Origin of the sequence: Microlunatus antarcticus, from assembly GCF_014193425.1 — a bacterium.
Taxonomy (GTDB): Bacteria; Actinomycetota; Actinomycetes; order Propionibacteriales; family Propionibacteriaceae; genus Microlunatus; species Microlunatus antarcticus.
This window is the reverse complement of sequence record NZ_JACHZG010000005.1, coordinates 1-25,176: the sequence shown is the minus strand read 5'-3', so window position 1 is coordinate 25,176 and position 25,176 is coordinate 1. Positions and strand designations below refer to the sequence as shown.

General features: G+C 73.6%; 27 protein-coding genes. 17 read left to right on the top strand and 10 right to left on the bottom strand.

The window, feature by feature from the left end; all coding sequences use genetic code 11:
* Positions 1 to 12: 12 nt before the first annotated feature.
* Together FHX39_RS19135 and FHX39_RS19130 are read left to right on the top strand one after the other, a co-directional pair.
* Positions 13 to 573, top strand: coding sequence for a hypothetical protein (locus FHX39_RS19135; RefSeq protein ID WP_183342218.1), 561 nt, complete (start codon positions 13 to 15; stop codon positions 571 to 573).
* Positions 465 to 1,046, top strand: a complete 582-nt coding sequence (locus FHX39_RS19130; protein ID WP_332836984.1) for a cupin domain-containing protein — start codon at positions 465 to 467, stop codon at positions 1,044 to 1,046. The genes FHX39_RS19135 and FHX39_RS19130 overlap by 109 nt, the downstream gene beginning before the upstream one ends.
* Positions 1,047 to 1,066: 20 nt before the next feature.
* Here the strand turns inward: FHX39_RS19130 and FHX39_RS19125 are convergent, their stop codons facing one another.
* Complete coding sequence (locus FHX39_RS19125; RefSeq protein WP_183342216.1) at positions 1,067 to 1,975, bottom strand: phosphotransferase family protein; 909 nt, start codon at positions 1,973 to 1,975, stop codon at positions 1,067 to 1,069.
* A gap of 7 nt (positions 1,976 to 1,982) precedes the next feature.
* On the bottom strand, positions 1,983 to 2,681 hold the full coding sequence (locus tag FHX39_RS19120; protein ID WP_183342214.1) for an EcsC family protein: 699 nt from the start codon (positions 2,679 to 2,681) through the stop codon (positions 1,983 to 1,985).
* 147 nt (positions 2,682 to 2,828) lie between these two features.
* Between FHX39_RS19120 and aat the strand changes: the two genes are divergently transcribed.
* Both aat and FHX39_RS19110 read left to right on the top strand, forming a co-directional pair.
* Positions 2,829 to 3,512 carry a leucyl/phenylalanyl-tRNA--protein transferase gene (gene aat, locus FHX39_RS19115; RefSeq protein ID WP_183342212.1) on the top strand — a complete coding sequence of 228 codons (684 nt, stop codon included), beginning with the start codon at positions 2,829 to 2,831 and terminating at the stop codon, positions 3,510 to 3,512.
* 36 nt (positions 3,513 to 3,548) lie between these two features.
* Complete coding sequence (locus tag FHX39_RS19110; protein ID WP_183342210.1) at positions 3,549 to 4,412, top strand: Fpg/Nei family DNA glycosylase; 864 nt, start codon at positions 3,549 to 3,551, stop codon at positions 4,410 to 4,412.
* Between the two features lie 5 nt (positions 4,413 to 4,417).
* On the opposite strand, the gene FHX39_RS19105 is transcribed toward FHX39_RS19110, so the two are convergent.
* Positions 4,418 to 5,299 (bottom strand): NAD-dependent epimerase/dehydratase family protein, encoded by an 882-nt coding sequence (locus FHX39_RS19105; RefSeq protein WP_183342208.1) that lies wholly within the window; start codon positions 5,297 to 5,299, stop codon positions 4,418 to 4,420.
* Positions 5,300 to 5,394: 95 nt separating this feature from the next.
* Here FHX39_RS19105 and FHX39_RS19100 point away from each other — a divergent pair, with 95 nt between their 5' ends.
* The 4 genes from FHX39_RS19100 to FHX39_RS19085 all read left to right on the top strand — a co-directional run bounded on the left by FHX39_RS19100 (position 5,395) and on the right by FHX39_RS19085 (position 8,147).
* Positions 5,395 to 5,973, top strand: coding sequence for a TetR/AcrR family transcriptional regulator (locus FHX39_RS19100; protein WP_183342207.1), 579 nt, complete (start codon positions 5,395 to 5,397; stop codon positions 5,971 to 5,973).
* A gap of 4 nt (positions 5,974 to 5,977) precedes the next feature.
* Complete coding sequence (locus tag FHX39_RS19095) at positions 5,978 to 6,289, top strand: rhodanese-like domain-containing protein (protein WP_183342205.1); 312 nt, start codon at positions 5,978 to 5,980, stop codon at positions 6,287 to 6,289.
* Between the two features lie 49 nt (positions 6,290 to 6,338).
* Positions 6,339 to 6,647: a rhodanese-like domain-containing protein gene (locus FHX39_RS19090; protein ID WP_183342203.1), complete on the top strand. Its 309-nt coding sequence runs from the start codon at positions 6,339 to 6,341 to the stop codon at positions 6,645 to 6,647.
* Between the two features lie 159 nt (positions 6,648 to 6,806).
* Complete coding sequence (locus FHX39_RS19085) at positions 6,807 to 8,147, top strand: purine-cytosine permease family protein (protein WP_232531550.1); 1,341 nt, start codon at positions 6,807 to 6,809, stop codon at positions 8,145 to 8,147.
* A 21-nt stretch (positions 8,148 to 8,168) separates the two neighbouring features.
* Here the strand turns inward: FHX39_RS19085 and FHX39_RS19080 are convergent, their stop codons facing one another.
* Positions 8,169 to 9,392 carry an arginine deiminase gene (locus tag FHX39_RS19080; RefSeq protein WP_183342201.1) on the bottom strand — a complete coding sequence of 408 codons (1,224 nt, stop codon included), beginning with the start codon at positions 9,390 to 9,392 and terminating at the stop codon, positions 8,169 to 8,171.
* Positions 9,393 to 9,402: 10 nt separating this feature from the next.
* On the bottom strand, positions 9,403 to 9,855 hold the full coding sequence (locus tag FHX39_RS19075) for a MarR family winged helix-turn-helix transcriptional regulator (RefSeq protein ID WP_198424058.1): 453 nt from the start codon (positions 9,853 to 9,855) through the stop codon (positions 9,403 to 9,405).
* 68 nt (positions 9,856 to 9,923) lie between these two features.
* On the opposite strand from FHX39_RS19075, the gene FHX39_RS19070 reads away from it, so the two are divergent.
* From FHX39_RS19070 to mptB, 4 genes are read left to right on the top strand one after another with little or no spacing between them, the layout of a single operon-like run.
* Positions 9,924 to 10,739 carry a hypothetical protein gene (locus FHX39_RS19070; RefSeq protein ID WP_198424057.1) on the top strand — a complete coding sequence of 272 codons (816 nt, stop codon included), beginning with the start codon at positions 9,924 to 9,926 and terminating at the stop codon, positions 10,737 to 10,739.
* Positions 10,736 to 12,232, top strand: coding sequence for a glycosyltransferase (locus tag FHX39_RS19065; protein WP_183342199.1), 1,497 nt, complete (start codon positions 10,736 to 10,738; stop codon positions 12,230 to 12,232). The genes FHX39_RS19070 and FHX39_RS19065 overlap by 4 nt, the downstream gene beginning before the upstream one ends.
* Before the next feature lie 40 nt (positions 12,233 to 12,272).
* The gene (locus FHX39_RS19060) at positions 12,273 to 13,022 is read left to right on the top strand and encodes a glycosyltransferase (RefSeq protein ID WP_332836983.1); all 750 of its coding nucleotides are present in this window, start codon (positions 12,273 to 12,275) and stop codon (positions 13,020 to 13,022) included.
* Positions 13,019 to 14,752 carry a polyprenol phosphomannose-dependent alpha 1,6 mannosyltransferase MptB gene (mptB, locus tag FHX39_RS19055; protein ID WP_198424056.1) on the top strand — a complete coding sequence of 578 codons (1,734 nt, stop codon included), beginning with the start codon at positions 13,019 to 13,021 and terminating at the stop codon, positions 14,750 to 14,752. The genes FHX39_RS19060 and mptB overlap by 4 nt, the downstream gene beginning before the upstream one ends.
* On the opposite strand, the gene FHX39_RS19050 is transcribed toward mptB, so the two are convergent.
* A complete protein-coding gene (locus FHX39_RS19050; protein ID WP_183342195.1) occupies positions 14,651 to 16,096 on the bottom strand; it encodes a serine hydrolase domain-containing protein in 1,446 nt (481 codons plus the stop codon). The genes mptB and FHX39_RS19050 overlap by 102 nt on opposite strands.
* On the bottom strand, positions 16,093 to 16,584 hold the full coding sequence (locus FHX39_RS19045; protein WP_183342193.1) for an ArsR/SmtB family transcription factor: 492 nt from the start codon (positions 16,582 to 16,584) through the stop codon (positions 16,093 to 16,095). Before FHX39_RS19045 ends, FHX39_RS19050 begins: the two co-directional genes overlap by 4 nt.
* Positions 16,585 to 16,646: 62 nt before the next feature.
* Between FHX39_RS19045 and FHX39_RS19040 the strand changes: the two genes are divergently transcribed.
* On the top strand, positions 16,647 to 17,807 hold the full coding sequence (locus tag FHX39_RS19040; protein WP_183342191.1) for a N(5)-(carboxyethyl)ornithine synthase: 1,161 nt from the start codon (positions 16,647 to 16,649) through the stop codon (positions 17,805 to 17,807).
* Positions 17,808 to 18,039: 232 nt separating this feature from the next.
* Here FHX39_RS19040 and FHX39_RS19035 read toward each other — a convergent pair whose 3' ends face one another.
* Positions 18,040 to 19,074 carry an adenosine deaminase gene (locus FHX39_RS19035; RefSeq protein WP_183342189.1) on the bottom strand — a complete coding sequence of 345 codons (1,035 nt, stop codon included), beginning with the start codon at positions 19,072 to 19,074 and terminating at the stop codon, positions 18,040 to 18,042.
* Between the two features lie 71 nt (positions 19,075 to 19,145).
* Here FHX39_RS19035 and FHX39_RS19030 point away from each other — a divergent pair, with 71 nt between their 5' ends.
* Positions 19,146 to 19,844, top strand: a complete 699-nt coding sequence (locus FHX39_RS19030) for a hypothetical protein (RefSeq protein WP_183342187.1) — start codon at positions 19,146 to 19,148, stop codon at positions 19,842 to 19,844.
* A gap of 19 nt (positions 19,845 to 19,863) precedes the next feature.
* Positions 19,864 to 20,796, top strand: coding sequence for a prephenate dehydratase (gene pheA, locus FHX39_RS19025; RefSeq protein WP_183342185.1), 933 nt, complete (start codon positions 19,864 to 19,866; stop codon positions 20,794 to 20,796).
* An 11-nt stretch (positions 20,797 to 20,807) separates the two neighbouring features.
* Here the strand turns inward: pheA and FHX39_RS19020 are convergent, their stop codons facing one another.
* The gene (locus FHX39_RS19020) at positions 20,808 to 21,152 is read right to left on the bottom strand and encodes a hypothetical protein (protein WP_183342183.1); all 345 of its coding nucleotides are present in this window, start codon (positions 21,150 to 21,152) and stop codon (positions 20,808 to 20,810) included.
* 10 nt (positions 21,153 to 21,162) lie between these two features.
* Positions 21,163 to 22,836 carry a bifunctional phosphatase PAP2/diacylglycerol kinase family protein gene (locus FHX39_RS19015; protein ID WP_183342181.1) on the bottom strand — a complete coding sequence of 558 codons (1,674 nt, stop codon included), beginning with the start codon at positions 22,834 to 22,836 and terminating at the stop codon, positions 21,163 to 21,165.
* 117 nt (positions 22,837 to 22,953) lie between these two features.
* On the opposite strand from FHX39_RS19015, the gene serS reads away from it, so the two are divergent.
* On the top strand, positions 22,954 to 24,234 hold the full coding sequence (serS, locus tag FHX39_RS19010; RefSeq protein ID WP_183342179.1) for a serine--tRNA ligase: 1,281 nt from the start codon (positions 22,954 to 22,956) through the stop codon (positions 24,232 to 24,234).
* 7 nt (positions 24,235 to 24,241) lie between these two features.
* Entirely contained in the window at positions 24,242 to 25,054 is an 813-nt protein-coding gene (locus FHX39_RS19005) for an HAD family hydrolase (protein ID WP_183342177.1), read from the top strand.
* Positions 25,055 to 25,176: the final 122 nt, after the last annotated feature.

Sequence of the window (25,176 nt, the reverse complement as noted above, 5' to 3'; positions counted from 1 at the left end):
GAGGGAGCCAGCATGATCACCGCCTCTCCGGAGGAGGTCGCGGCGCGGCGACGAGGAGTCGCCCGCCGCGTCCCCTGGGTGGTCCTGCTGGTCCTCCTCATGCTCGCGAGCATCCTCACCCCGCACATCGGGGTGAGGGTCGCGACGGAGTTCGGGCGCTCGCTGTTCCCGGCGAGCGCCTTCTTCCTCGCCGCCCAGGCCGGCGGACCGGCCTTTGGTCAGGTGACCGACGTCGACTCGCTGGCCTCCGGGCTCAACCTGGCCTACTTCGGCCTCTCCTTCCAGCACGTCGGGCTGCTCCTCGGCACCGCCTTCTGCTGGGTCCTGGCCGTGCCCGACGTCGGCCGCTGGGTGCGTCGGTTTGCCCTGGTCGGCGGCTGGTGCCTCACCATCAGCGCCCCGGTCGTAATCATCGCCTACCAGCTCATCGTGGGCGGCGGCGTCGCCGCGTACCTCGGGGTGGCCTGGGTGTTCTCCCTGCTGGCCGGCCTCATCCTCGTGATCGGTGCCCGCCTGGCCAAGCGCCGGCTCGACAGCACCTGGTACTGGAGCAAGCCCGACTGGAACGGCTGAGACCGCTGTCTCACCCTCCGCTGTCTCACCCTCCTCTGTCTCGTCCGCCGCTGGCCGAGCTGCTCGACCTCGCACCCCATCCCGAGGGCGGCTGGTTCCGCCGGACCTGGACCAGCAGCGTCCCGGTCACCCCGCCCGGAGCCGACGCCGGCGTCGTCCGGCCCACCGCGACCGCGATCCACTACCTGCTCTGCGTCGGCGAGGAGTCCCGCTGGCACCAGGTCCGGTCCGACGAGCTGTGGCTGCACCAACGCGGCGCGCCTCTGGAGATCCGGCTGGGCGGGTCCGGTGACGCGCCCGGTCCCGCGACCACCGTCGTCCTCGGCAGCGCGGTCGAGACCGGTGAGCAGCCTCAGGTCCTCGTCCCCGCCGGCACCTGGCAGGCGGCCGGGCCGGCCACCGCCGACGTGCTCGTCTCCTGCGTGGTGTCGCCCGGCTTCGACTTCGCCGACTGGACCCTCGCCGAGCCCTGACCCCGTCCTCGAGCGGAGCCCTACCCGCGCAGCGCCACCGCGAGCAGGTCCTCCAGCCGGTGCCGTACGCCCTCGGCGTCGAGGTCGGGCCGCTGCCGGGTGAGAGCCACGACGACCGGTCCCGGGTCGGGCAGGAAGCCGAGCACGTCGAGGCCGGTCCAGTAGCGACGGGCCTCCAAGTCTGGGTCGAGCCGCCCGCCGCGACGCTCGTACGTTGCCGCGAACGCCAGCGCGTCGTCCACCGTGTGCAGCATCGCGAAGTTCGAGCAGGCGTGCGCGACGTCGAGGTCCGACGGTCCCCACGACGTCTCGGCCCAGTCGATGAGGCCGGTGACGGCGTCGCCCTCCCACAGCGTGTTGCCGGGGTGGAAGTCGCGGTGGATCAGGTGCTGGGCCGTCGGGGGCCGTGGTCCCCGGCTGCGGTCGATGGCCTCCGCCCACAGCGCCGGGCGTCGCGCCCAGCCCGGCACCTCGAGGACCGCGGGCGCCCACGACGTGAAGGGCGGCGGCGCCTGGTGGGCGTCGACGTCGACCGCGTGCACGGCCAGGGCGACGTCGGCCAGCGCGTCGAGCGCGGCGGGGCCGAGGCGGTCGAGCCGCACCCGGCCCGGCAGGAACGTGCTGAGGTTGGCCCAGCCGCCGGTGGCCACGCCGTCCGGGTCGGAGGCGAGCAGGACCGGCGCCGGCACCGCGGAACCACGGGTGAGGCGGAGACCGAGGGCCTCCCGGACGACCCACTGAGGGGCGTCGGCGGCGTACGGGTGGTCGGGGTCGAGCCAGCGCAGGATGGCCGAGCCAGACCTCGTCCGGATCCGCCAGATCGCGTCGGTGATGCCGCCGCCGAGCCGCTCGGCGCCGAGGACCTCGTCCCCGAGCGCCTCGGCGCACCAGCGCCGCACCCGCTCCGGCAGCGCGGTCGGCGTGCTCACGCCCTCGTCAGTGCGCGAGCGCGCGTCGACGCAGGAGCTCGGCCTTGGCGTAGAGGCCGATCTGGCGCGTGGCGTAGCCGTCCACGACCGCGCCCACGCCTCCGCCGAGCAGGGGGACCCGCCGGGTGACGACGAGCGCGAGGTTCTTGCCGCCGATGCGGTTCATCAGGTCGGTGAGCACGGCGTCCGCGACCTGACGGTCGAGGACCGCGTCGAAGACCGGGGCGGTGGCGATCACCATCGGCGACGTCGGCAGCGACCCGTCCTCGATGTGCCGCGCGATCTCCTCGCCACCGAGCAGGCACATAACCAGCGCGGTGCGGACCTTCAGGTCGCTCACGTCGTAGCCGCGCAGGTGCGCGAGGGCCGCCACCATCCGGACCTGGACGACGGCGATGCCGGCCAGGTTGGCGGGGATGGCGACCGGGAGGGCGGCGACGCCGCCGATGTTCGTGACGAAGCCCTGCGCCGAGGCGAGCCGGACGTGGTGGGCGACCACCGAGTCGATGGCGTCCTCGACGGAGCCGTTGTGCTTCTGGAGGTGCTTGGCCGCGACCGTACGAGCGCCGGGCACCCGGGCGTAGCCGTCGATGGCCACCTCGAGCACCCGCCGCAGGGCACCGCCCGCGGCCCCCGGGTTCATGCTGCGCGCGACCGGACCGATCCCGCGCGCGATGGCGCGACCGACGTCTTGTGCACTGGGCATGGGTGTACCGCCTCTCGACGCCGCCCAGCGTACGTGGCGGGGGTGTCCGTGCGGCCCGGTCGGCACCCGGGCCCGACCCTGACCGCCACCGAGGCGCCGCAGGGGGAAGACTGGGCGGATGACGGCGCGGAGCGGGGTGGGGCAGGCGTGACCTCCCGTCCCCGACGCGCCGAGGCCGGACCGTTCGGGCCGGCCGAGGGCTGGCCCGACGACGACCTGGTGGCGGTGTCGCACGACATCGACCTCGACCTCACGCTGGCCGCGTACGCGAGCGGCGTGTTCCCGATGCCGCTGCAGCCCGGGCTGATGGGCTGGTGGTCCCCGGTCGACCGCGGTGTGCTCCCGCTCGACGCGCTGCGCGTCCCCCGCTCGCTGCGCAAGATGCTGCCGCGCTACGACATCAGGGTCGACACGGCGTTCGAGCAGGTGCTGGCCCGGTGCGCGGACCCTCGGCGGCCGCACGGCTGGATCGACGAGGACATCGGCCGCGTCTACCGCGCGCTCCACGCCCGCGGCGTCGTGCACTCGGTCGAGGCCTGGGCGGGCGACGCGCTCGTCGGCGGGCTGTACGGCGTGAGCCTGGGTGGGCTGTTCGCCGGGGAGTCGATGTTCCACGACCCGGTCGCCGGGCGCGACGCCTCGAAGGCCGCGCTGGTGGCCCTCGTCGACCTGCTGCGCGCGGACGGCGAGGAGGGCCGGCTGCTCGACGTCCAGTGGCGGACGGACCACCTGGGCAGCCTCGGCGTGGTCGAGGTCGACCGTCCCGACTACCTGGGCCGGCTGCGACGGGCCCTCACGCTGCCGCCCCCCGACTGGACGGCGCTGGGGTGATGGCGCGGGGCTGGACGGCGCGGGGACACTAGGCCCATGCCGGAGATGCCCGAGGTCGAGTCGCTCGCGCGGTTCCTGCGCGAGCGCTGCGTCGGCCGCACGATCGCCGACGTCGAGCTGGCCGCGTTCAGCGCGCTCAAGACGTACGACCCGCCGCTCCAGGCCCTGCGCGGCCTGGAGATCGACGACGTCACCCGGCACGGCAAGTGGGTCGACGTCTCCGCGCAGGGCCTGCACCTGGTCTTCCACCTGGCCCGGGCGGGCTGGCTCCGCTGGAGCGACGAGCTCCCGGCCGCACCCGCCAAGCCCGGCAAGGGCCCGCTGGCGCTCCGCTTCCGGCTCGACGACGGCTCCGGCTTCAACCTCACCGAGGCCGGGACCCAGCGCAAGCTGGCGGTCTACGTGGTCGCCGACCCGCAGGACATCCCCATGGTCGCGACGCTCGGGCCCGAGCCGCTCGACCCCGCCTTCGACCGGGCGGCCCTCGACGCCCTGATCGCCGCCGCCGGACGCGCCCAGCTCAAGGGGGTGCTGAAGGACCAGCGGGTCGTCGCGGGCATCGGGAACGCCTACTCCGACGAGATCCTGCACGCCGCGCGGCTGAGCCCGTTCAAGCCGGCGAGCTCGCTGACCGACGAGGAGCGCGACACGCTTCTCGCCGCGATCAAGGGCGAGCTCACCGGTGCCGTCGCCCGGGCCGAGGGACTGGCGGCCAAGGACCTCAAGGGCGAGAAGAAGTCCGGGATGCGGGTCCACGGCAAGGCCGGCCTGCCCTGCCCGGTCTGCGGCGACACGGTGGCCGAGGTGTCGTTCGCCGACTCGTCGCTCCAGTACTGCCCGACCTGCCAGACCGGCGGCAAGACGCTGGCCGACCGACGGATGTCCCGGCTGCTGCGCTGATCCCGTCAGCCGGTGTAGTGACCGGCCGCGAGGTCCTGCAGGAGGGTCGGGCCGGTGGGCTCCCAGCCGACGAGGCTGCGGGTGAGGGTGCTCGACGCGGGCTGGTCCCCGCCGAGGAGCGCACCGAAGACGCCGAGCTGCTCCGGGTCGACGGCCGCAGCGGGCAGGCCGGTCTGGGCGGCGACGACCTCGGCGACGGCACGCATCGGCACGCCCTCCTCGCCCACGGCGTGCAGGACGGCGCCGGCCGGCGCCTTCTCGAGCGCGAGGAAGAAGAGGTTCGCGGCGTCGCTGATGTGCACGGCCGGCCAGCGGTTCGCGCCGTCGCCGACGTACGCGGCGGTCCCCAGCTGACGGTCGAGCCCGACGAGCACGGCGATCAGACCGTTGCGGTCGCCCTCGCCGTGGACGGAGCGCGGCATCCGGACGAGACCCGACCGCACCCCGCGCTGCGCCAGGGCCAGCACCGCGTCCGCCGTCCGGGCCCGGGCGCCGGCCGGCCCGTCCGGGTCCAGGTGGTCGGCCTCCGTGGCCACCCGGCCGAAGAGGATCGGGGTGCCGGACGCCGCGACGAACGCCTTGCCCGTGCCCGCGTACGCCGCGCCGATCCGCTCGATCAGGGCGACCTCGTTGTCGACGGTCTCCTCGAACTCGGCGAAGTCGAGCGTGAAGGCGAGGTGGGCGACCGCGTCGGACCGCTCCGCCTCCGCGACGATCAGGTCGTGGTCGCTCATGTCGCCGCGGACCGCGGTCCCGCCGAGGGCGGTGATCCTGGCGGCGGAGGCGTCCGAGCGGGCCAGGCCGACGACCTCGTGGCCGGCGGCGACGAGCTCCCGCGTGAGGGCGGTTCCGATCCAGCCGGACGCACCGGTGACGAGGACGCGCATGGTGAGGCTCCGTTCGAGTGAGGGTCGAGTCATGTGACTCGGTGCCGTCACTCTACGACGTGATGTGACTCAGACACATCACTTAGGATGGACCCATGGCGCGATGGGAACCGGACGCTCGGGGCCGGCTGCTCGACGCCGCGGTCGAGCTGTTCGCGGAACGGGGCTACGACGCCACCACGGCGGCGCAGATCGCGGAGCGCGCAGGGCTGACCAAGACCACGCTGTTCCGCCACTTCGCCGACAAGCGCGAGATCCTCTTCCAGGGTCAGGAGAACCTGGTCGCCGTGGCCCGCGACGGGGTCGAGCGTGCCGCGGCCGGCAGTGCGCCGTTCGACGTCCTGCGGGCCGGCGTCCTGGCGCTGTGCGCGATGCACGGCGCGGACCGTCGGGAGCTCGGGCGGCGGCTCGACGCGATCCTCGCCTCGAGCACCGAGCTCACGGAACGTGCCGTCTTCAAGCGCGCCACGATCACCGCCGCCCTGCACGAGGCGCTGGCCGCCCGCCTCGGGGACACCCGGAGGGCCGCCGTGCTGGCCGACGTCGGCGTCCGCGCCTACTACGACGGCTTCGCCGCCTGGGTCGCCGGCCCCGGGGACGGGCCCCTGGCCGACGTCGTCGGCACCGAGCTCGACGCGTACGCGGTGGCGCTCGAGGCCGCCGCCCTAAACTGACGAGATGTCGTACGCGGTCAAGGACGTGGATCCCGGTCAGGCCAAGGAGCTCATGGACGCGGGCTGGCGGGTGATCGACGTGCGGACCGACGCGGAGTGGGCCGAGGGCCACGTCGCCGGCTCCCACCACGTGCCGATGGACCAGGTCGTGGAGGAGATCGGCGGCCACCTCGAGCACCCGCTGCTCGTGGTCTGCGCCTCCGGGGGCCGTGCCGCGCGGGTGGCCCAGTACCTGTCGGCCCAGGGCGTCGAGACGGCGAACCTGGACGGCGGCCTGCACTCCTGGGAAGCCGCGGGTCTGCCCCTCGAGCGCTGACGCGGTGGGCGGTGCGTCCGCCGCCCCTCCCCAGGGCTAATAGAGAGACATGATCACGTACGAGATCGTGCAGGTCGCACCGCAGCGTGCGCAGGAGCTGATCGAGGCCGGGTGGTTCGTCCTCGACATCCGTCCCGACGAGGACTGGGCGCAGGGCCACATCGCCGGCTCTACCCACATGGCGGTCGCGGAGGTCGTCTCCGGCGTCGGGACCCGGCTGCCCGAGCCGACGCTGGTCGTCAGCACCGCCGGGCGCGGTCGGATCGCCCAGTACCTGCGCAACCAGGGCGTCGAGGTGTCCAACCTCGAGGGCGGGTTCTTCGCCTGGGAAGCCGCCGGGCTGCCCGTCGAGCGCTGAGCCCGGCTCCGTCGCAGTGCTACGTTGACGGCTCAAACCTTCGGGAGCTCGCGCCACATGGCGGGCTGAGAGGGCGGAGTGCTCGAGCCGTACGGCTCGCCGCGGGTCCGCCGACCGACGAACCTGACCGGGTAATGCCGGCGTAGGGAGTGTGTTCCGTTGGCGATCGACGTGCGTTCCGACCAGACCGGCACCAGCACCACCGACCGGGCGGCGCGCGAGGCGCCGCTGACCCTCACCACCGACCCGCCCCGCACGCTGGGCTTCGTCGACCAGCTGGCGATGTGGGGCAACCTCGGCATCAGCCTCTTCGGCCCGATCACCGGCGCCCTCGTGGCCACGACGACGGGCAGCGTCGGGCTGGCCCTGCTGGCCATCGTCGTGGGCTGTGGCATCGGGGCGGTGCTGCTCGGGGCGTCCGCCCTGTTCGGCGCCACGACCGGTGCCCCCGCCATGGTCGCCATGCGCGGGCTGCTCGGCCGCCGGGGCTCGGTCGTGCCGACCGTGCTCAACATCGGCCAGAACGTCGGCTGGGCCACGATGGAGATCATCGTCATCTCGACCGCCGCGGTGGCCGTGGTGGGGGAGGCCTGGCGCTGGGTGTTCGTGGTCGGCGCCGGTGCGGTCGCGACCCTCATGGCCGTACGCCCGCTCGGCAGCGTCCGGCTGCTGCGCAAGGTCATGGTCTGGCTGGTGCTGGCGGCGTCGGTGTTCCTCTTCGTCGAGGTGCTGGCCCGTCCCCACGTCGGCGTCCCCACGGACGCGGTGCTGGGCTTCTGGCCGGGCGTCGACCTGGCCGTGGCCGGCGTGATCTCGTTCGCGCCGCTGGCCGCCGACTACAGCCGGCACTCGCGCAGCCGCAAGGCGGCGTTCTCGAGCGCCTCGCTCGGCTACGGCCTCGCCGCCGTCGCCTACTACGCGCTCGGGGTCTTCGCCGTCGCCAACCTCGGCGCGACCGACGTGATCACCGCGCTGGTCACGCTGCCGGCCGGGGCGATCGCCCTCGCGATCCTCCTGGTGGACGAGGTGGACGAGGCCTTCGCAAACGTCTACTCGACGACCATGAGCGTGCAGAACCTCTTCCCGACCCTCGACCGCCGCATCGTCGCCGTCGTCATCGGGGTCCTCGCGACCCTGCTCGCCGGCTTCTTCGACATGTCGCAGTACCAGTCGTTCCTCTACCTGATCGGGTCGGTCTTCGTGCCGCTCTTCGCGGTGGCGGCGGCGGACTTCCTCTTCGTCAGCCGCCAGCGCTGGGACGTGTCGGCGACCTCGCGGCTGCGGGTCGTCCCCGTCGTCGCGTGGGCCTGCGGGTTCGTCGCCTACCAGCTCGTCTACCCCGGCACCGTCGGGGTGTGGGCGGGCTTCTGGTCGGGGGTCGACACAGCCCTCGGCTTCACCGCCCCGACGTGGCTCGGGTCCTCCGTCGCCGCGATCGGCGTCTCGGTGCTCGTCATGACGGTCCTCGGCCGGCTGACGCGGGGCCGTACGCGCGGCTGACGGCGGAGGCCCTGCCTCTGCCTAGAGCGCGTCTCTGCTGATCGGGCAGGACATGCACCGCGGGCCGCCGCGGCCGGAGCCGAGCTCGGAGCCGGCGATGCGGATGACCTCGATGCCGGCGAGCTCGAGGCGCTCGTTCGTCTCCACGTTCCGCTCGTACGCGACCGCGAGCTTGGGCCCGATGGCCAGGGTGTTGTTGCCGTCGTCCCACTGCTCGCGCTCGGCGGTGATCGGGTCGAGGCCGGTGTCGATGACCCGCAGCTCGCTGATGCCCATCGCCTTCGCGGCCGCGTCGACGAAGGGCTCGGTCGGGGAGATGACGAGGTCGGCGCCGTCGCCCGGGCGGACGGCGACCGCGGCGAGGCGGTGGGCGACGTTCGGGTACATGACCACCGCGTCGACGTCGACCATCGTGCAGATGGTGTCGAGGTGCATGGTCGCGCGGTCCTGGTCGATCGGGACCGCGAGCACCGTGTGGGCCAGGCCGCGCTCGAAGACCGTGCGGGCCAGGCGCTCGACGCCCGCCGGGCCGGTCCGCTCGCCGACGCCGACGGCGAGCACGCCGTCGGCCAGGGCGAGGACGTCGCCGCCCTCGAGGTACTCGAGGTCGCTGCCGTGCAGCCGCTCGCGGCCGGCGAAGCGCGGGTGGAACGTGTAGATGAGATCGGTCAGCTGCGTCTCGCGGCGCCGGGCCGGCATCGCGAGCGACGTGACCGTGGGCCGGTCCTGGACCCACACGCTCGAGTCGCGGGTGAAGAGCAGGTTGGGCAGCGGGTCGATCACGAAGTCCTCGGGCCCGCTCAGGGCGGTGACCAGGCTCTTGGTCGGTCCGATCTCGGCCACGGCGAGCCCGGCCATCAGCACCTCGGCGAGCTGCGCCGCGTCGTGGTCGCCGAGGAAGCCTTCGAGGTAGGCGCGCAGGCTGTCGCCCAGGCGGATCCCGGTCAGGGTGCGGTCCAGGGCGGTGGCGCGCGCCTCGGGGACCTCGAGGGTCTGCGCGAGCAGCTCGCTGAGGTAGAGCACCTCGACGTCGTGGTCCCGCAGCGCGGCGGCAAAGGCGTCGTGCTCGTCCTGGGCCCGGTCCACCCAGGGCAGGCCGTCGAAGAGCAGGACGTCGTTGTTGCGCGGCGTCAGCCGGCGCAGCTCGTTCCCGGGCCGGTGCAGCATGACGGTCCGTAGGCGGCCGACCTCGGTCGCGACCCCGGGCGTGGGCACGGTCGGCTCGGCAGCGGGCGCAGCAGTCATGGAGGTGACCCTACTGAGCGGCGAACCCCTCGTACGCGGCGAGGACGTCACCGAGGTAGCCCGCCACCACGGCCCGGTCGTGGGCGTCGAGCCCGGTCGCCGCCGCGTCGAGCGCGCGCAGGAGCGGGCTCAGCTCGCCGGCGACCTCCGCCAGGGTGGCCTCGCTCGGGTGCAGCTGGACCCGACGGCGGTCGTGCGTGTCGCGACGGCGCTCCAGGTGGCCGGCCCGTTCGAGCCGGTCGACGAGCTCGGTCGTCGCGCCCGGGGTGATCCCGAGCCGGCCGCTCAGCTCGCGCGGCCCGATCGGCTCGGGGGCGAACGTGAGGTGCGTCATCGCGGCCAGGTCGGTCGGCCCGATCTGCAGTCGCCGGGCCATCGCGGCCTCGGCGTCGCTCATGGCGGTCTGCAGCCGTCGCAGCAACCACGTCGGCGACGCGGGCGCGTCCTGCTCGTCCTCGGCCACGTCTCCACCTTAACCGCAGTTCGGCAGCCGAATCGTATGGTTACCTCACTACCTGCTAGGCTCGGACCATGACCATGACGACGCAGCAGGGCTCCACCACCGAACGCCGACCCACCCCGGCCGGGACCGCGCTGGTGGTCCTCGCCGTCGGCCAGCTGGTCAGCGGGGGGCTGGTGAGCGTCTTCGCCGACAGCCCGATCATGCAGGCGGACCGGCCCGGCGAGCCGGCCATCACCCCGCAGGGCTACGCCTTCGCCATCTGGGGGCTGATCGAGGTCCTGAGCCTCGGGCTGGCCCTCTGGCTGACGTGGTTCCGGCGCCGGGCCGACGCGGACGCCGTGCCGGTCGTGGACGCGCTGACCCGCGCGCTGCTCGTCGTCTTCGGCGGGTTCACCGTCTGGCTCGTCGCCTCGGTCGTCGAGCCCAGATGGGCCACGCTGGCCGTGTTCCTCGTGATGGGCGTCGCGCTCGTCGCCGCGCTACGGGTGGCGGTCCGGGCCCGCGGCGAGATCCGTTCCTGGTCGCGGCTGGGGCACGGCCTGGTCTGGTCGACGCTCGGCCTGTGGGCCGGCTGGAGCACCGTGGCCCTCTGGCTCAACCTGACCACCGCGCTCGCCTTCAGCGGCGCACCGGTCGCGGGCACGGTCGGCGTCGCCGGCCAGCTCGCGGTCCTGGCCGGGGCCACCGCGACCGCCGTGGTCGTCCTGCGGCGCACCGCCGGCCTGCTCCCGTACGCCGCCGCCGTCGTCTGGGCCCTCGTGGGCGCGGTGCTGGGCGCGGCCGACGCGGGCCAGCCCGTGCTCGCCGCGGCCGCCGGCGTCGGCGCGCTCGTCGTGGTCGCCACCGCCGTCCTGACGCGGGCGCGGCACAATCGCTCCTTGTGACCGATGCACCTCCGACCGAGGCCCCGGTGCCGCTGCGCACCGGGGAGACCCCCTGCCTGCTCTTCCCCGAGCTGTTCGCCCGCGGCGGGGGGCTGCAGCGTTCGGTGCAGGAACGCGCCAGCCTCTACGCCCGGGACTGGCAGCGGGTGCTCCTCCTCACCACCGGCTTCACGCCGCAGTGGTACCGGGTGCCCGAGGAGCTCAAGGAGCGCGGCTCCCTCCACCACCGGGTGACGATCCGCAACTTCTTCGCCCACAGCGAGTGGATGAAGCAGCTCGGCGTCCCGCCGGAGAGCGCGTACGCGGTGCCCGGCGAGCCCGACCTCGACGTCCGCCCCCAGAAGCTGCGGGGCCGTGAGCCCTTCCGGCTGGCCGACACCCGGCCCGGCGAGCGCTACCCGTTCCGCTACCGCTACTTCGACACCGCGGGCCAGCTGTTCCTGACGACGTACTCCGGTCCCCGGAGCAAGCACGAGCAGAACGGGGTGGACGCCTCCGGCGCGGCGGTCGACTGGGCGGGCGTCCTCGCGACCTGGGTCGACCAGGAGATCGCCGGCCTGCCGACGCCGGTCCTGTTCTCGCTGCAGCGCGGCCTGAACGACCCGGTGCTGCTCGCCTCGACCAACGCCGCCCGCAAGATCGCGTCGCTGCACAACTGCCACTACAACGACCCGGACGACCGCCGGAGCGGGATCCGGCCTAGCTTCCGCCCGCTCTTCGACCACGCGGACCGGGTCGACCGGATCGTCTGCCAGACGGCTCAGCAGCTCGACGAGCTGCGCGAGGACGTCCCGTGGGCGCCGCTGCACAGCATCCGCTACCCGGGCCGCGACCCGCACCAGGAGCCGGTCGAGAAGGACACCTCGCTGGTGGTCCTGATCGCGCAGCTCGTGGACCGCAAGCGCGTCGACCACGCGATCCGTGCCTTCGCGGAGGTGCTGACCACCCTGCCCGAGGCCCGGCTCGAGATCTACGGCGAGGGCCCCCGGCTGGACCGACTGCAGGCGCTGGTCGACGAGCTCGGCGTCGGCGGGTCGGTGCGGCTGATGGGCTACTCGCTCGCGGTCGGGGAGGCCCAGGCGCGTGCGGCCTGCGTGCTGCTGACCTCCACCTTCGAGGGCTCGCCCCGCGTCGTCACCGAGAGCATGAGCCGCGGGACGCCGGCCGTCTCGTACGCGATCCGCTACGGCCCGCGCGACCTCATCCGCGACGGCGTGGACGGGCTGCTGGTCGAGCGCCAGGAGCCCGCGGCCCTGGCCGCCGCGATCGTCTCGCTGCTCTCCGACCCGGACCGGGTGCGGGCGATGGGCCGCGAGGCCGGGACGATCGTCGAGCGGCACCCGGTGTCCGCGTTCGAGCGGGCGTGGGCGGACGTGCTGACGGCGCCGGCCCGACGGCGGACCGTCGCCACGCGGGCCCGTGAGCTGGGGAAGCGGGTCCGGGGCTCGCGGACGGTCAGACGGCTGCGCCGCCTCACCCGAGCCCTCCGGTGAGGACGGCGATCCCGCCCTCCTGGGCACTACTCTGGCCGTCGTGACCTCTGGCCTGGCACGCGTCGCGTGCATCATCCCGGCCAAGGACGAGCAGGACCGCGTCGCCACCACCGTGACCGCCGCCCGGGGCCTCCCCGGCGTCGAGCTCGTGATCGTCTGCGACGACGGGAGCTCCGACGCCACCGCCCAGCACGCCGCGGCGGCGGGGGCCGTCGTCGTGTCCCACGAGCGCAACCGCGGCAAGGCGGCCGCCGTCGAGTCCGCGGTGAACGGCCTCGGCGTCCTCGAGCAGCGCGACGGCCGGGCCGAGGTGGGCACGCTGCTCCTGCTCGACGCCGACCTCGGGGCCTCGGCCGCGCGGTGCGCACCCCTCGTCGAGGCCGTCGTCTCCGGCCGCGCCGCGCTCGCCATCGCGGTCCTCCCGGCCCAGCAGACCCCGGACGGCCAGCAGCCCGGAGGGATGGGGCTCGTCATGGGCACCGCCCGTCGCGGCATCGCCGAGCTCACCGGCTGGACGCCGACCGCGCCGCTCTCGGGCCAGCGCTGCCTCACCCGGCGGGCGTTCGAGCTGGCCAGCCCGCTGGCGCCCGGCTGGGGGATGGAGGTCGGCATGACGATCGACGTGCTCCGCGCCGGGCTGACGGTCGAGGAGATCGACGTCGACCTGAGCCACCGAGCCACCGGCACCGACTTCGCCGGGCAGCTGCATCGGGCGAGCCAGCTCAAGGACGTCACCCGGGCGCTCGCCGCCCGCGGCCTGCTCAAGCGGATCCGGAAGAGCCTGCGATGAGCACGACCCCCGCCGTCAAGCGGCACCCGCAGCCCCAGGCCGGCCACCGGAACGGTTCGCGCCGGCACACCGGCAGCGCGGGCAACCCGGCCAAGCAGCGCCGGCAGGTCTACGCCCCCGACGTGTGGCACCGCGACCACCGGTGGGCGCTGGTCGGGATCGTCGGCGCGACGCTGATCACGATCGTCGTCGGGTTCCTGGGCCCGTCGGCCGTCGCCCTCACCCTCGGCCCGCGCGAGAGCTACCTGCCGCCCTGGTATCTCCCCGCCGGCACGATCACCATCCCGAACGAGTGGCTCGTCTCGGCCGCGATCTGGCTGGCGATCGTCGTCGGCGCGGTGGGCCTGTTCGTCGGCATGCGCGCCCTCGCCGACGGCTGGCGGCCCCGGCCGAAGCGGCTGTTCCTGCTGGGCACCGGGCTGAGCCTGGCCACGATCACCGTGCCGCCGCTGACGTCGGCCGACGTGCTGATGTACGCGGCGTACGGGCGGCTCCAGGCGATCGGGCGCGACCCGTACGAGATCACCCCGGCCGAGGTGTTCCGCGGCCAGTTCGACCCGGTGCTGCGCTGGACCGAGCGTCCCTGGCAGGACACGCCGAGCGTCTACGGGCCGATCGCGTCCTGGCTGCAGCTGCTCGCCAACAAGCTCGGCGGCGAGAACATGCACGACATCGTCTTCTGGCTGCAGGTCTTCGCGGTCGTGCCGTTCATCGTGGCCGGCGGGCTGATCATCCTGATGGCGCACGGCGACCGACAGCGCCAGGCCCGCGCCGCGCTGCTCGGGATCTGCAACCCGCTGCTCATCTGGGCCGTCGTCGCCGGCGCCCACAACGAGGCCATCTCGGTCATGTTCGCGGTGGCCGGGTTGCTCTTCATGCGCCGCAACGCCTTCGTCGCCGGGCTGGGCATCGGGCTGGCCGGCTGCAGCAAGGTCAGCATCGGGATCTGGGGCCTCGCCATGCTCTGGGCCTACCGGCGAGAACCGAAGAAGGCCCTGCTGCTGTGCCTCGGCACCGCCATCCCGATGGGGTGGGCGTACGTCATCTGGCAGCCGACCGCCTTCTTCCAGGCGTTGCGCAACGGCGGCTACGTCTCGGTCGGCTCGTGGGCCGCGCCGTTCTACACGCTCTTCGCGCAGTTCATGACGAGCACCCACGCCAAGGTCGTCGTCGGGATCGTGTCCTACCTCGGCCTCTTCGTCATCGGCTGGATGCTCTCGCGGGTCCTGCCCTGGGTTGCCGCCCCCGGTCTGCCCAAGGGCGCGGACGTCCGCCGCGACCCGCTGACGATCGCGCTTCGGACCTCGCTGGTCCTCTCGGTGGCCTGGCTCGTCACCTCGATGTACACGCTCTCCTGGTACGACCTCATCGCCTGGATGCCCCTGGCCGTGATGGGCCCGAGCAAGCTCGACCGGCTGATGACCGTTCGCGGTGCCGCGCTCTCGCTCGCGTACGTCCCCGGCCGGGCCATCGACGTCGGCCCCGCGCTCGACGTCACTGCGCACCGCATCCGCGACACCCTCTCCCCGGCCGTGCAGATCCTGGTGCTCGTGGCGATCGTCCTGTGGTGGAAGAAGCCGCGGCGACCCGAGATGTTCCCCTTCCGCGCACCCAAGGGCGTCTCTCGCTCAGAGCGTCCAGAGGGCGACGGCCAGGACGACGGCCGTGCCGGCGAGGGACGCGACCAGGCTCCGGCGCGAGGTCGTCGGAGGACCGCCACGGCGGAGTGACGCCGCCGCCGCGAGGACGCCCACGGCGAGCGTGAGCCCGACCCAGACCGCGGTGGGGACGAGCAGCCACGGTCCGTGCACAAGCAGGACCAGCAGTCCCGTGGCGGCCGCGAGCGCACCGTCGACCAGCGGCCAGCCGCGCCCGGCCCGCCAGCGCAGGATCGCGGTGCCGATCAGGAGCAGACCGACCACGTTCCAGCCGAGCAGCCCGGCCCAGCCGACCGTCGGGCCGTCGACGGCCGGCACCGGCTGACCGGGCGCCGTCGCCGCGAGGCGCAGACCGGCGGTGTCGGCGTCCCGACCGCTGCTCGACAGGAGCAGCACCGCCTGACCGCGCTCTCGGTCGAGCGCGAGGATCGTCCGGGTGCCGCCCGTGCCGCCGTTGTGCCAGGTGACCGTCCGGCCCTCGACGTCATAGACGTGCCAGGCCAGCCCGATGCGTCCGCCGGGGATGTCGGCCACCGGGTCCAGCGCCGAGGCCCCCGGCGCCGAGCCGTCGAGCAGCGCCCGGGCCCAGGTTGCGAGGTCGGTCGCGGTCGTGACCGTCGAGGACCCGGCCGGGGCCATGGCGGGACCGGTCCAGAAGGGCGCGGACCAGCCGTTCTCCTGGTGGGGGTGCGCCGCTCCGGCCGGCACCTGCGACGGCTGCTCCACGACGACCGTGCGGGTCATCCCGAGCGGCTGCAGCAGCCGGTCGTGCACGAGGTCCGGCCAGCCCGGAACGTCGGCCGCCCGAGCCAGCGCGTGCCCGAGCAGCGCGACCCCCAGGTTGGAGTAGCGGTAGGTCCCGGCGTCGGTCACCTCCGTGGTCCGGGTCGCGCCGAGCAGCGCCTCGACCGTGCCGGCGTACGGGTTCTCGTTGCCGACGACCCGGACCAGGACGGTCGGGGTCGACGACGTGGGGAACGACGGCAGCCCGGCCGTGTGGGTGGCCAGCGCGCGCAGCGTGCTCGCCCCGGCCGCGGTGTCGGCCAGCTCGGGCAGGTACGTCGCGACGGGGTCGTCCAGCCGCACCTCGCCGCGGGTGACGGCGTCGGCCAGCAGCGCGGCGGTGAACGTCTTCGTGATCGAGCCCAGCTCGTACGGGGTGTCCGGGGCCGGCGGGGCGCCGTCGACCTCGCCCAGCCCGGCGAACGTGACCTGCCCGTCCCGCACCCGGGCGGCGGACAGGGAGGTGAACCCGCGCTCCGAGGTGAACGACGCGCGGACGTCCGCGGCGAGCGCCGGGTCGCCGGTCGTCGCCGGCCCGAGCGTCGGACCCCGCAGCCCGGCGAGCAGCCCGGCCGCCGTGCCGACGACCAGCGCGGCGAGCGCGAGGGCCAGCAGCCGTACGCGGCCGCTCACCGGGCCAGCCCCGCGGACACGACGACCATCAGGGGGACCACCCGGGGAGCCGGGATCGCCCAGGTCCCGCGTCCGACCGACGCCAGCCAGCCGGCGGCGACGAGCGCGCGGAGGTGGTGGTGGAGCTGCCCGGTCGTGCCCAGCGCCTCGTCGAGGGCGAGCTCGGCGGTCGCGCTCGTCCCGTTGAGCACCCGCTGCAGCAGCCGGAGCCGGACCGGGTGGCCGAGGGCGTCGAGGACCCCGGCGGCGCTCGACCAGTCGGCCTCACGCAACCCCTCGGCGTCGGAGCCCCACTGCCAGACCGCCTCGCCCTGGCCGACGCGGACGGAGCCCCCGAAGGCGACCGCTCCCGCCGGGTGCCGGGCGTGCAGGGCGTCGACGAGCCACAGGTCGATCCCCTCGGCCGGCGCGTCGTGTACGTCCGGTGCCCGGCCCAGCCGGGCCACGGTCTCCTCCAGCGCCGCCACGCGGGCCTCCAGGTCACCCATGGGTCGATAGTACGTTCCTACGTCCGAACGTCCAAGGGATGGGTGTCCGTAGTGTTCGACCGGTGCAGCCCTTGAGCCTCGGCATCGTGGCGACCTCCCAGAAGCCGGACGAGCGACGTCTGGCCCTCCACCCCGACCACCTGAGCCGGATCGAGCCGGAGCTGCGCGAGCGGCTCTTCCTCGAGCGCGGCTACGGGGAGCGGTTCGGCGTCTCCGACGACCAGCTGGCCCCGCTCGTCGCCGGCCTGCTGCCGCGCGACGAGCTCCTGGAGCGCAGCGACGTCGTCGTGCTGGGAAAGCCGGTCGTCGACGACCTGCGCCGGCTGCGGCCCGGGCAGGTCGTCTGGGGGTGGCCGCACTGCGTGCAGGACGTCGAGATGACCCAGGTGGCGATCGACCGCGGGCTCACCCTGATCGCGTGGGAGGCGATGAACCACTGGACCCGCGAGGGGGCCTTCAGCGTCCACGTCTTCCACAAGAACAACGAGCTGGCCGGCTACAGCTCCGTCCTGCACGCGCTCGCGCTGCGCGGGAGCACCGGCGACTACGGGCGGCGGCTCCGCGCGGTCGTGATCAGCTTCGGCGCCACGGCGCGCGGGGCCGTTCGCGGCCTGGCCGCCCTCGGCATCAACGACGTCACCGTGCTGACCCAGCGCAGCTCGGCCGCGGTGGCCTCGCCGTTCGGGTTCGTCACGATGCAGATGTTCCTGCCGGACCCCGACCGCCCGGGCCACGTCCTGGTCGTCGACCAGGACCACGACGAGTCGAACGCGCGGCCGCTGGTCGAGCTGCTCGCCGAGTACGACGTCGTCGTCAACTGCATCCTGCAGGACACCGACGACCCGCTGATGTTCGTGGACGCCGACGAGCTGGGCGCGTTCCGCCCCGGGACCCTCTTCGTCGACGTCTCCTGCGACGAGGGGATGGGCTTCTCCTGGGCGCGCCCGACGAGCTTCGTCGACCCGATGTTCGAGGTGGGCGACGGGCTGCACTACTACGCCGTCGACCACAGCCCGTCCTACCTGTGGAACTCGGCCACCTGGGAGAACAGCGAGGCGCTGCTGCGCTACCTCGCGGTCGTCTCCGCGGGGCCGTCGGCCTGGGACGCGGACGAGACGATCCGGCGGGCGATCGAGATCCGCGACGGCGTGGTCGTCAACCCCCGCATCCTGTCCTTCCAGCACCGCTCGGCCGAGCCCCCGCACGTCGTCGAGGCCAGCTGACAGCGCTGCTACTGGACGCTCGCTGAGTCCCCGAGAACGCTCCTGAGGCCCACGAACGCTCCCTGAGCTCGTCGAAGGGCCCGGAACGGGTTGGCGCTCCTCGGAAAGAACAACGCCGACCTCTTCGAGGCCCTTCGACAAGCTCAGGGAGCGCTGGTGCGCGACCCTGCGACGGGGTTAAACGAGCGTTGGCGCGAAGCCCTTCGACAGGCTCAGGGAGCGTCGCCCGGGCTCAGGCGCCCTGCCGGCCCGCCACGTACGCGTCGATCTCGCCGCGCAGCTCGGTGCGGTAGACCTCGTCCACGAACGCGGCGTCCACGGCCGCCCGGGCCAGCCGGGCCACGCCCGCCTCGTCGAGGCCGAGCAGGTCGGCGGCGACCGCGTACTCGGTGTTGAGGTCGGTGCCGAACATGGGCGGGTCGTCGGTGTTGATGCTCACCGGTACGCCGGCCGCGACGAGGGCCGGCAGCGGGTGCTGCGCCAGGTCGTCGACGACCTTGAGCGCGACGTTCGAGGTGGGGCAGACGTCGAGGGTGATCTCGTTCTCGGCGAGGTAGCGCATCAGGTCCGGGTCCTGGACCGCGGTGATGCCGTGCTCGATCCGTTCGGCACCGAGGTTCTGGATCGCGTCCCAGATCGTCGCCGGGCCGGTGGTCTCACCCGCGTGCGGGACGGAGTGCAGACCGTACGCACGGGCGCGGTCGAACTGCTCGACGAACATCGAGCGCGGGAAGCCCTGCTCCGACCCGCCGATGCCCAGCCCGACCAGGCCGGGGACGTGGTGGTCGAGCGCGATCGAGGCGGTCATCTCCGCGGCAGGGACGCCGAAGTCGGCCGGGATGTCGAAGATCCAGCGCAGCCGCACGCCGAAGTCGCGCTCCACGCCGGTCCGCGCGTCCTCGATCGCCTCCAGGAACGCCTCCGCCGGCAGCCGCTCGTTCACGCTGAGGTAGGGCGTGATCGTCAGCTCGGCGTAGCGGATCTGCTGGCCGGCCATCTCACGGCCGATCTCGTACGTCAGCAGGCGGACGTCCTCGGCCGTCTCCACGAGCTTGACCACCGAGAGGTAGATCGAGATGAAGTGCGCGAAGTCGTCGAACTGGAAGTACGCGGCCAGCGCCTCGGGGTCGGCGGGCACGACGCCGGGGTGACGTTCCGCGAGCTGGGCCACGATCCGCGGCGAGGCCGATCCGACCTGGTGGACGTGCAGCTCGGCCTTGGGCAGGCCGGCGATGAAGGACGCGAGCGAGGGGGAGGGGGCGGTCACGTCCTCAGTCTCGTCGGACCCGTCGAGCCGGACGGGCCCGGGGCGAACCCTGGGGTCCTTATCCTGACCCGGTGAACGAGCGCGCCGTCCGGCTCCCGGTGGCCGTCCTGGCCATCCTGGCCACGGTGGTCGTCGCGCTGCTCGCGGTCGGGCTCGTCGTCCGCGCCGACGCCGACCGGCTCCCGGTCGGGCCGCCACGCGACCCGCCGGCCGCACCCCCGGAGGCGTCGACCTTCACCGTCGACGAGGACCGGACCGTCCGGTTCCAGGAGTTCTCGATGACCCTGGCCGGGGCCCCGTACGGCTGCGGCGACGCCCAGACCCCGCCGCAGGGCTTCACCGCGTACGAGGCGTGCAGCTTCGAGGTGCACCCCAACTTCGACGCCAGCGGGGCCGACTGGAGCGCGGTGACCGGCGTGCTCCTGGTCGACGACCCGCTCGTCTCGGCGGACCTGGGCACGACGACGAAGGCCGTCTTCGACACCCTCGTCGACCAGCTCTACTCCGCCGAGGACAACCCCTCGCTCAGCAAGGTCGCCGCCGGCGGGGTCCAGCTGCCGGTCCCGGCCGACCGCTTCGGCTCCCGGCTGGGGAACGTGGACGTGAGGAAGAAGGGCCTCGACACCCCGTACGACCGCCTGGTCGTGGTCGTCGTCCGGCTCGAGAGCGGGCGGCACGTCGCCTTCTTCTCCGACTACCCCCACGACGGCGGCAAGGCCGGCGTGCAGGCCGTCACCACCTCGCTGAACACGATCTCGCTCCGGCGCTGAGCGGCACTAGAGTCGCCGCGTGCCTGCGCCCGATGCGACCGCGTACGGCTACTTCGGCCCCGTCGGGACCTTCACCCACCAGGCGCTGCTGACCCTCGACCCGCCGGCGCCCGCCGACCCCGTCCCGTACGCGACCGTCGGCCAGGCGCTGCAGGCCGTCCGCGAGGGCGAGGTGGCGGCCGCGCTGGTCCCGATCGAGAACTCGGTCGAGGGCGGGGTGACCGCGACCCTGGACAACCTCGCGTACGGCGAACCGCTCGTGATCACGCGTGAGGTGCTGCTGCCGGTCCAGTTCGGTCTGTACGCCCGGCCCGGGACCCGGCTCGCCGACGTCGGGCTCGTCACGACCCACCCGCACGCCGAGGCCCAGTGCCGACGCTGGCTCGCGGACCACCTGCCCGAAGCGGAGGTCGTGGTCGGTGGTTCCACGGCGGCGGCCGCGGCGGAGGTCGCCCGCGAGGGCTCGCGCTTCGACGCCGCGATCTGCGCCGTCGTGGCCGGCGAGCTCTACGGTCTCGACGCCCTGGCCTCCGGCATCGCCGACAACCCGGACGCCGTCACCCGCTTCGTGCTCGTCACCCGGCCGGGACCCGTCGGGGAGCCGACCGGCGCGGACAAGACGACGCTCGTGCTCTTCATGCGGGAGAACCACCCCGGCGCGCTGCTCGAGATCCTCGAGCAGTTCGCGAGCCGCGGCGTCGACCTCTGCCGGATCGAGTCCCGGCCGACGCGTCGAACGCTGGGGGACTACTGCTTCTCGGTCGACGCCGAGGGCCACGTCAGCGACGCCCGCCTGGCCGAGGCGCTGATGGGCCTCTACCGCACGTGCGCGGAGGTGGTGTTCCTCGGCAGCTACCCGCGCGCCGACGAGGTCCCGCCCGACGTCCGCCCCGGCACCGCGAACGCGGACTACGCGGCCGCGTCCTCCTGGCTGGAGCGGCTCAGAGGCTGAGCCTCAGGCCGTCAGACGTCGTCGCGCTCGGAGGCGGGGACGTTCTCGCTCGGGGCCACGCTGGCGATGTTCTCGGACCGCTGGTCCTCGTGCTTCGGCTTGTCCTCGCCGCCGGTGTCGAGGCGCGTGCTGGGCGTGGCGTCCGGCGTCGCGGGGACGGCGTCCGCCCCGCCGAACGCGGCCTGCGGGTCGTCGAAGCTCGAACCGGCCTCCGACACCTCGCCGTCCTGGCCCTCGCTGCCGGGGCCGCGGCCGAGGCCACCGCCCGACGCGGCGGCGGGGGAGCCCTTGGCGGGACCCTCGTCCGACTCGCTCAGGTGCTCGGCGAACTCGCGGACCTTGTCGAAGACACCCATGCCCGCAACGCTACCCGGCGGTGGGCGTCCGGTCCTGGGGCTCGGCCGCGGCCCCGACCTCGACGAGCTCCGCGGAGGTCGCGCGCGGCGTCGCCGCCTCCCTCGGCACGCGGACGACCAGCGCACCCGGGCGGACCTCGGCGGTCAACGTGCGGCAGTCGCCGGCCGTGTCGCCGTCGAGCTGGTACGCGTCGCGCCGGTCGACCGTGATCGTCACCTTGCGGCCGGTGAAGCGGTCGAGCTGGGCGTCCTCGCGGTGCCGCCGGGTGACGACGCGGCGGAAGACCCGGGCCCAGTCGCGGAACGTGACCGGCGACGCGATCAGCACGTCCAGCAGCCCGTCGTCGGGCCGCGCGTCGGGGATGAGCGGCAGGTTGCCCTGCAGGAAGCCCACGTTCCCGACGACGATCACGTGGGCGAGCCGTTCCACGACCTCGCCGTCGTCGACCTGGATCCGGGTCAGGAGCGCCTTGTGGTTGGCGTTCTGCGCGGCGGCGACGAAGTAGGCGGCCGAGCCGACCGCCTTCTTGAGGTCGGCGTTCGTGCTCTCCATGATCGCGGCGTCGACCCCGATGCCCGCCATCACCGCGAAGGTGTGGCGGGTGTGACCGTCGATCGTCAGGCCGACCAGGTCGATCGGCTTGTCCTCGCCGTCGAGCGCGACGTCGAGGGCGAGGGCGGCGTCGAGCGGGATGCCGATGTTCTTGGCCAGCAGGTTGCCGGTGCCCGCCGGGATCAGCCCGAACGGGATCCCCGTGTCGGCCAGCCCGGAGCAGATGACGCGGACGGTGCCGTCGCCGCCGGCGCCCAGCACCAGGTCGACGCCCTCGCGGACGGCGTACGCGGTCATCGCGTGCCCGGAGTCCTCGGGCGTCGTCTCCAGGAACAGGGTGCGCTCCCAGCCGCGGGTCTTCAGCTCGTACTCGACCTGGCGCCGGAACGTCACCCAGTCGACGACCTTGGCGGGGTTGTAGATGACGGCGGCGCGTCGGGTCACGTGGTCGTCGGGCCGCGGCACCCGCGAGCGGGCGATCTCGGTGACGAAGTCGTGCGGCAGCGGCACGTGCACCCCGGCGAGCAGGAGCGAGACCGTGGCCACCAGGCCACCGAACAGCGCCCCGCCGACCAGGTCGGAGATCCAGTGCGCGCTGGTGATCCAGCGGTCGAGGGCGACCAGCGCGACGATGGCGATCGCGGCCACCTGCCAGGCGAAGCGGGCGCGGACAGGCCGGCGGGACACGGCCATCGCCGCGCCCACCGCGATGGTTCCGCAGACGATCGCGGTCAGGTGGCCGGAGGGGTACGCGTAGCCGGTCGCGGTGAGCACGTCGAGGGCCCGCTCGGGTCGCGCGCGCCGGACGGCGAGCTTGACCAGGCCGTAGCCGCCCCAGCCGAGCACGATCATGAGCACCAGCGCGAGGCAGAGCTGCCGCAGCCGGCGCTGCCAGGCCCAGACGGCCAGCCCCGCGACGGCGGCGAAGACGAGGCCGGGGTAGGTGAGCAGCGAGAAGGCCGCGCTGATCTGGGCGAGCGCCGAGCCGGGCGTCAGCGTGGGGGCGAGCAGCAGCCGGTCCGCTCGCGCGACGGGCGGGAAGGCCAGGACCAGGCCGGTCCACACGACGAACGCGAGCCCCAGCACGACGGCGACGGAGACCGCCGAGAGCGAGGGGGTGCGGCGGACCATGGTGGGTCCAGTATCGCGGCCTTCTCAGCACCCCGACGCACGAACGTGCCCACCCGAGCCCCTCGCCCCGTGGGAAACGGCCGCCGTCTCGGGGAGGGCTCTCGTTAGTCTGTCGGGGTGATCGACGTCCAGGTGCTGCGCACCGACCCTGACCGCGTCCGTGCCTCCCAGGCCGCCCGCGGCGAGTCGGTCGAGCTCGTCGACCAGCTGCTGGCCGCCGACGAGGCCCGCCGGGGCGCGATCACGCGCTTCGAGCAGCTGCGGGCCGAGCAGAAGGACCTCGGGCGCCAGATCCCCAAGGCCACCGGCGACGAGCGCGTCGCGCTGATGGCGCGGACCAAGGAGCTCTCCGACCTGGTCAAGCGGGCCGAGGCGATGGCCGGCGAGCTGGGCACGGCCTTCGGCGGGCTGGTGGAGCAGGTCGGCAACCTCGTCGCGCCGGGGGTCCCCGAGGGTGGCGAGGACGACTACGTCGTGCTCGAGACGCACGGCGAGCGCCGGGACTTCGCCGTGGAGGGCTTCGAGCCCCGTGACCACCTCGAGCTGGGTCAGCTGCTCGGCGCGATCGACGTCGAGCGCGGCGCCAAGGTGTCCGGCTCCCGCTTCTACTTCCTCACCGGGCAGGGGGCTGAGCTCGAGCTCGCCCTGCTGAACCTCGCGATGAGCACCGCGCTGCGCAACGGCTTCACCGCGATGATCCCGCCCGCGCTGGTCAAGCCGTCCGCGATGGCCGGCACCGGCTTCCTGGGCCAGGCCGCGCAGGACGTCTACCACCTGGAGGAGGACGACCTCTACCTCGTGGGCACCGCCGAGGTGCCGCTCGCGGCGTACCACTCCGACGAGGTGCTCGACGCCGCATCCCTGCCGCTGCGCTACGCCGGCTACAGCCCGAGCTACCGGCGCGAGGCCGGCTCGTACGGCAAGGACACCCGCGGGATCTTCCGGGTGCACTGGTTCGACAAGGTCGAGATGTTCGTCTACTGCGCGCCGGAGGACGCCGACGCGGAGCACCAGCGCCTGCTGGGCTGGGAGAAGGAGTTCATCGACGCGCTCGAGATCCCCTACCAGGTGCTCGAGCTGGCGGGCGGCGACCTCGGGCTGAGCGCCGCGCGCAAGTACGACTGCTACGGCTGGCTGCCGACGCAGTCGCGCTACCGCGAGATCACGTCGACGTCGAACTGCACCCAGTTCCAGGCCCGGCGCCTGAACATCCGGTCCAAGTTCGAGACCGGGACGGCGCCGGTGGCGACGCTCAACGGCACGCTGTGCGCCATGACGCGGACGATCATCATGATCCTGGAGAACCACCAGCAGGCCGACGGCTCCGTACGGCTGCCCGCCGCGCTGCGACCGTTCCTGGGCGGGCGCGAGGCGCTCGTGCCGGTCGGGAAGCGCTGAGGCGTCGATGACGTCCACGTGGCCCGAGGGGCACCCCGGCTGGCGACCGCGCCTGGTCGCGCTCGACGTCGACGGCACGGTGGTCGACCGCGACGGCATGCTCTCCGCCGCCATGGCCGACGCGATCGGCCGCGTGATCGCCGCCGGCGTGCCGGTCGTGCTGGCCACCGGACGTTCCTGGCACAGCACGGTCGACCTCGTCGAGCAGCTCGGGCTGCCGCCCGGCCTCACCGTCTGCTCCAACGGGGCCGTGATCGTGTCCTACCCGCCGCAGGAGATCGTCCAGGCCATCACCTTCGACCCGCGCGAGGTGATCGAGCGGGTGGAGGAGTTCGCTCCCGGGACGCTCATCGCGGTGGAGGAGATCGGGCGCGGCTACCGCCTGAACGACCACTTCCCCGAGGGCGACCTCACCGGTGAGCTGGTCGTGCAGAGCGCCGAGGAGCTCAGCGCGCTGCCGGTGACCCGCGTGATCCTGCGGGACCCGCGGCGTTCGGTCGAGGAGTTCATCGCCCTGGCTTCGCACCTCGGGCTGCAGGGCGTCACCTACTTCGTCGGCTGGAGCGCGTGGCTCGACATCGCGCCCGAGGGCGTGAACAAGGCGACGGCGCTCGCCCAGATCGCCGCCGACCTCGGGGTCAAGGCCGAGGACGTGCTGGCCGCCGGCGACGGGCGCAACGACATCGAGATGCTGCAGTGGGCCGGTCGGGGCGTCGCCCTGCCCGAGGCCCCGCCCGAGGTCCGGGCGGTGGCGGACGCCGTCAGCGTGCCCTTCGACGAGGGCGGGCTGGTCCCCGAGCTGCTGCGCTGGTTCGGCTGAGGCCTAGCGGTGGTGAGGTCGGCGCCCCATGCCGGACAGCAGGAGCAGCCAGACGACGGGGCCGATGAAGATCGCACCGTGCAGGAAGATCGAGGCGACGACCGCGAGCACCAGCAGCGGCA